This window comes from Pseudomonas sp. SG-MS2, assembly GCF_009933855.1.
Classification (GTDB): Bacteria; Pseudomonadota; Gammaproteobacteria; order Pseudomonadales; family Pseudomonadaceae; genus Aquipseudomonas; species Aquipseudomonas putida_E.
Window position 1 is genome coordinate 1 of the sequence record NZ_MOMO01000125.1, and the last position, 5,713, is coordinate 5,713.

At 60.4% G+C, this 5,713-nt stretch carries 5 protein-coding genes; all 5 read right to left on the bottom strand.

From position 1 onward, the window contains the following. Window positions 1-9: 9 nt before the first annotated feature. Entirely contained in the window at window positions 10-378 is a 369-nt protein-coding gene (locus BLX42_RS10600; RefSeq protein WP_161871754.1) for a DUF5064 family protein, read from the bottom strand. A 56-nt stretch (window positions 379-434) separates the two neighbouring features. Then, the gene (gene arcC, locus BLX42_RS10605; protein ID WP_115273960.1) at window positions 435-1,364 is read right to left on the bottom strand and encodes a carbamate kinase; all 930 of its coding nucleotides are present in this window, start codon (window positions 1,362-1,364) and stop codon (window positions 435-437) included. Between the two features lie 142 nt (window positions 1,365-1,506). After that, complete coding sequence (locus BLX42_RS10610) at window positions 1,507-2,517, bottom strand: ornithine carbamoyltransferase (protein WP_012316037.1); 1,011 nt, start codon at window positions 2,515-2,517, stop codon at window positions 1,507-1,509. 68 nt (window positions 2,518-2,585) lie between these two features. After that, on the bottom strand, window positions 2,586-3,839 hold the full coding sequence (arcA, locus tag BLX42_RS10615) for an arginine deiminase (protein ID WP_115273961.1): 1,254 nt from the start codon (window positions 3,837-3,839) through the stop codon (window positions 2,586-2,588). A 32-nt stretch (window positions 3,840-3,871) separates the two neighbouring features. Next, complete coding sequence (gene arcD / locus BLX42_RS10620; protein WP_046784424.1) at window positions 3,872-5,299, bottom strand: arginine-ornithine antiporter; 1,428 nt, start codon at window positions 5,297-5,299, stop codon at window positions 3,872-3,874. Window positions 5,300-5,713: the final 414 nt, after the last annotated feature.

Below are 5,713 nucleotides of genomic sequence, written 5' to 3' on the forward strand. Positions count from 1 at the left end.
CGATTAGGTTCACTCTAGATGTTCAGGCTTGATCGAATCGCCGGATTTCACATCCAGTTTGGCGCGGATGTCCTCGAACATCTGGTCGTAGATCTTGTGCGGTGAACTGAGCGTTTCAAATTTCTTGTGCGGTGGCAGGTGAGATTGGGCCTTGCGGCTCAAGATCATCAGGAAGCTCGGCAGTACCTGGTCCTTGGGCAGAAAGAAGGTTTCGCTGACCTCCTTGCCCTCGATGCTGCCTCGCATATGGAACTGGATACCTCGGCCTTCCCTGGGGTCCTGAGTCGCTTCGTACTCGATGCTGAGGTCGTAGCTGTGGTCATTGGCGTTCAGCGCAGTGCGCTCGATATGCACGTGACCAGATTGGTACTGGGCCATGGCGGAATCCTCCGGAGGGTCGAAAATGGCGGGCGGCCTGCGCCCGCCTACTGCATTCAACGGTAGCTGATGCCGGGCTTGGCCGTTGAAACACGGGTGCCGGCGGTGCCTTTGACGATGTCCTCGATATTCTCCAGCGAGCTGATCACTGCGACCTTGCCGGTGGCGCGGGCGAAATCGCTGGCGGCCTGCACCTTCGGCCCCATGGAACCGGCGGCGAAGCCCAGGCGTTCGAGCTCGTCGGGGTGGGCCTGGGCAATGGCTTTTTGCGTGGGCTTGCCCCAGTCAATGTAAGCCGCATCGACGTCAGTGGCGATTATCAGAAGGTCGGCTTCCAGTTGCTCGGCCAAAAGCGCCGAGCACAGGTCCTTGTCGATGACCGCTTCGATGCCTTTGAGCTTGCGGTTTTCATCGTACATGGTGGGGATGCCGCCACCGCCTGCGCAGATCACGATGCTGTTTTTTTCCAGCAGCCACTTGATCGGGCGGATCTCGAAGATGCGCTTGGGTTTGGGGCTGGCCACCACACGGCGGTATTTGTCGCCGTCGGCTTTGACCACCCAGCCTTTTTCCTTGGCCAGGCGTTCGGCTTCTTCCTTGCTGTAGACCGGGCCGATGAACTTGGTCGGGTCCTTGAAGGCCGGATCGTTGGCATCGACTTCGACCTGGGTCAGCAGGGTGGCGAACGGCACTTCGAACGCCAGCAGGTTACCCAGCTCCTGTTCGATCATGTAACCGATCATGCCTTCGGTTTCGGCACCGAGCACGTCCAGCGGATAGGCTTCGTCGGGTTTGTACGACAGCGCCTGCAATGACAGCAAGCCAACCTGGGGACCGTTACCGTGGGCGATGACCAGTTCGTTGCCGGGGTGAATCTTGGCGATCTGCTCGGTGGCGGTGCGGATATTGGCGCGCTGGTTGTCAGCGGTCATGGGCTCGCCGCGGCGCAGCAGGGCGTTGCCGCCCAATGCAACAACGATTCGCATGGGAATGTCCTTTGCGAAGATGGGGGGAGCGCCTCGTTTCTGTGTGGGAGCAGGCTTGCCGGCGATCACCGGCGAAGCCGGTGCCATGCACCGTGTTGCCTGCATCGCCGGCAAGCCGGCTCCCACACTACCGAGGTGCTTATCAGAGATCAGCCAGGGTCGACACCAGGATCGCCTTGATCGTGTGCATGCGGTTTTCCGCCTGTTCGAAGGCGATGCAGGCGGGCGACTCGAACACGTCGTCGGTCACTTCGATGCCATTGGCCAGGTCCGGATACTGTTCGGCGATCTGCTTGCCGACCTTGGTCTCGGAGTTGTGGAACGCCGGCAGGCAGTGCATGAATTTGGTCCGCGGATTGCCGGTGGACTTCATCAGTTCCGTGTTCACCTGATAGGGTTTGAGCTGCTTGATGCGCTCGCCCCAGGCTTCGATCGGCTCACCCATCGACACCCAGACGTCGGTGTGCACGAAGTCCACGCCTTTGACTGCGGCTTTCGGGTCCTCGGTAAGGGTGATGCGTGCACCGCTTTCCTCAGCGTACTGCTTGCAGCGCTCGACCAGGTCGTCATGCGGCCACAGCGCCTTGGGCGCAGCGATCCGCACGTCCATACCGAGCTTGGCGCCGATCAGCAGCAGCGAGTTGCCCATGTTGTTGCGGGCGTCGCCCAGGTAGGCATAGCTGATGTCGTGCAGCGGCTTGTCGCTGTGCTCACGCATGGTCAGCACGTCGGCGATCATCTGGGTCGGGTGGTACTCGTCGGTCAGGCCGTTGAACACCGGCACCCCGGCGAACTTGGCCAGCTCTTCGACGATTTCCTGCTTGAAGCCGCGATACTCGATGGCATCGTACATGCGCCCGAGTACGCGGGCGGTGTCCTTCATGCTTTCTTTGTGGCCGATCTGCGAAGAGTTGGGGTCGATGTAGGTGACATTGGCGCCTTGGTCATAGGCGGCCACTTCGAAGGCGCAACGGGTGCGGGTCGAGGTTTTCTCGAAGATCAGGGCGATATTGTTGCCCTTCAGGTGCTGCTGTTCGGTACCGGTGTACTTGGCACGCTTGAGGTCGCGGGACAGGTCCAGCAGGTACTTCAGCTCGCGGGTGCTGTGGTGTTCGAGGCTGAGCAGGTTGCGGTTATGGATGTTGAACGCCATGGTGATTCTCCTTGAGTTCGGTAATCGGCCCGGCCACCGCCTTGTGGGGGCAGCCGGGGAAATGGTCGTTAGTAATCGATGGGGTCGCGCACGATCGGGCAGGTCATGCAGTGGCCGCCGCCACGGCCCCGGCCCAGCTCGCCGGCGCTGATGGTGATGACCTCGATGCCGGCCTTGCGCAGCAAGGTGTTGGTGTAGGTGTTGCGGTCGTAGCCGATGACCACGCCAGGCTCCACCGCCACCACGTTGTTGCCGTCATCCCACTGTTCGCGCTCGGCGGCGAAGCTGTTGCCGCCGGTCTCGACCACGCGCAGCTTGACGCCCAGTTGCTCGCCCACCACTTCGATGAACGACTTGTGCTCGCGGCGCACGTCCATGCCGTAGGGCTTGCTTTCGTCCGGGCGGATGATGAATGGCACGATTTCTTTCACCACTTCGGGGAAGATCGTGACCAGGTCGCGGTCGCAGAAGCTGAACACGGTATCCAGGTGCATGGCAGCGCGGGACTTCGGCAGGCCGGCGACGATGACCTTTTCCACTGCACCCTTGGCGAACAGGTTTTGCGCCAGCTGCCCGATGGCCTGGCGTGAAGTGCGCTCGCCCATGCCGATGAGCACGATGCCTTTGCCGATCGGCATCACGTCACCGCCTTCAAGGGTGGCGTTGCCGTGGTCTTTGTCCGGGTCGCCGTACCAGACCTGGAAGTCGGCACCGGTGAATTGCGGGTGGAATTTGTAGATGGCAGTGGTCAGCAGCGTTTCCTGACGTCGCGCCGGCCAGTACATCGGGTTCAGCGTGACGCCGCCATAGATCCAGCAGGTGGTGTCGCGGGTGAACTGGGTGTTCGGCAGCGGTGGCAGAATGAAACTGGAGTGGCCCAGGTAATCGTTGTACATCTTGACCACGTCGGCGCCTTCGCTCTGCGGCAGGTCCTGGCCGGCCACACCGCCGATCAGGAACTCGGCCAGGTGGCGCGGCTCGAGGCCTTCGAGCCAGCTGCGCACTTCGTTGGTCAGGCCCACACCTACGGTGTCAGGGGTGATCTTGCGGTCAAGGATCCACTTCAGCGCGTCTTTGTTCTGCACGATGTCGGTCAGCAGGTTGTGCATCTCAAGCACATCCACGCCGCGCTCGCGCATCTTGGTGACGAAGTCGAAATGGTCGCGTTTGGCCTGGTCGACCCAGATCACATCATCGAACAGCAGTTCGTCGCAGTTGCTCGGGGTCAGGCGCTTGTGCGCAAGCCCTGGGGCGCAAACCATTACCTTGCGCAGCTTGCCGGCTTCGGAGTGCACACCGTACTTCTGTTTTTCAGCGGACATGGTTCTTTCCTCCAATTGAGCGAAGACGTGGGTCACAGGGTCAGGAAGCCGTCATACAGGCCATAGGCCGCCACCAAGGCGCCGATGACCACAGCCGCAAAGATCAGTTTTTCCACGTTGGTGAAGATCGGTTGGCCAATTTCACGCTTGGCCTTGGCAAACAGGATGACGCCAGGGGCATACAGCAGGGCGGAGAGCAGCAGGTACTTCATGCCGCCTGCATACAACAGCCAGATGGCGTAAATCAGTGCGATGGCGCCGATGAGCAGGTCTTTGCTGCGTTCGCTGGCAGCCTGCTCGTAGGTTTCACCGCGCATGGCCAGCAGGAAGCCATAGGCTGCCGACCACAGGTAGGGCACCAGGATCATCGAGGTGGCGAGGTAGATCAGTGACAGGTAGGTGCTGGCGGAGAACAGCGTGATCACCAGGAAGATCTGCACCATGGCGTTGGTAAGCCACAGGGCGTTGGCCGGCACCTGGTTGGCATTCTCGCGGCGCAGGAACTCCGGCATGGTGTGATCCTTGGCAGCGGCGAACATGATCTCGGCGCACAGCAGCACCCATGAGAGCAGGGCGCCGAGCAGCGAGATGATCAGGCCGACGCTGATCAGTACAGCGCCCCAGTGGCCGACCACATGTTCCAGCACGGCAGCCATCGACGGGTTCTGCAGTTTGGCCAGCTCCGGTTGCGTCATCACGCCCAGCGAGAGCACGTTGACCAGCACCAGGAACAGCAACACGGTGATGAAGCCGATGACCGTGGCCTTGCCCACGTCGGCGCGTTTTTCCGCCCGCGAAGAAAAGATGCTCGCACCCTCGATGCCGATGAACACCCAGACGGTGACCAGCATCATGTTGCGCACCTGGTTCATCACGCTGCCCAGCTCCGGCGTGCCGGTGGCCCAGATGTCGGCGGTGAAGATGTCGAGGCGGAAGGCGAACACGCAGATCAGCGCGAACAGCACCAGCGGTACCACCTTGGCAACGGTGGTGACCAGGTTGATGAACGCCGCTTCCTTGATGCCGCGCAGTACCAGGAAGTGCACCGCCCACAGCAACACCGAGGCGCCGATGACGGCAGCGGGGGTGTTGCCTTCACCGAAGATGGGGAAGAAGTAGCCCAGGGTACTGAACAGCAGCACGAAGTAACCGACGTTGCCCAGCCAGGCGCTGATCCAGTAGCCCCACGCCGAGGAGAAGCCCATGTAGTCGCCGAAGCCGGCCTTGGCGTAGGCGTATACCCCGCCGTCCAGATCAGGTTTGCGGTTGGCCAGGGTCTGGAACACGAAAGCCAGGGTCAGCATGCCGACTGCGGTGATCGCCCAGCCGATCAGTACGGCGCCAACCCCTGCGCTGGCGGCCATGTTTTGCGGCAGCGAGAAAATACCGCCGCCAATCATCGAACCGACGACGAGTGCAACGAGTGCGCCGAGTTTTAGTTTTCCGGAAGAATCAGACATTTAACAACTCCGTACCAGGAGAAAGTTGACCACAGAATAAATCCGTCGCCTGGGCCATGATCTGACTTGGATCAGTTCATGGCGTTGTGAAGTAGGAAATTTCCTTCACTTGACTCCTGGAGAGTGCCGACAGCCCTGTTGCAGGCCCCGTGCGCTGGCACCTCCATGTACAACCAGAGCAAACGCTCTGTTCAGCCTGCGAACTCTGAAGCTAGCCGCTTTTGCCGTTTTCGCAAACTTTTCTCAATAAATTCCATGGGTAATCGAGCTTGATAAAGTTGCACGTCGGACAAGCGTTTATCTGGGGCGACCGGTATAGACAAAAGAGTTATTAGTGCTATAGCTTTAATGGCTGGGCGGCCTCAGGTTCCAAGTGCAACAGTCAGTTGATAATGTTGAGCCGATTGGTTGCCA

Excerpts from the sequence above, each read along its gene's own strand:
- arcC (WP_115273960.1), bottom strand. The coding sequence starts at position 1,364 with ATGCGAATCGTTGTTGCATTGGGCGGCAACGCCCTGCTGCGCCGCGGC.
- arcA (WP_115273961.1), bottom strand. The coding sequence starts at position 3,839 with ATGTCCGCTGAAAAACAGAAGTACGGTGTGCACTCCGAAGCCGGCAAG.
- BLX42_RS10600 (WP_161871754.1), bottom strand. The coding sequence starts at position 378 with ATGGCCCAGTACCAATCTGGTCACGTGCATATCGAGCGCACTGCGCTG.
- BLX42_RS10610 (WP_012316037.1), bottom strand. The coding sequence starts at position 2,517 with ATGGCGTTCAACATCCATAACCGCAACCTGCTCAGCCTCGAACACCAC.
- arcD (WP_046784424.1), bottom strand. The coding sequence starts at position 5,299 with ATGTCTGATTCTTCCGGAAAACTAAAACTCGGCGCACTCGTTGCACTC.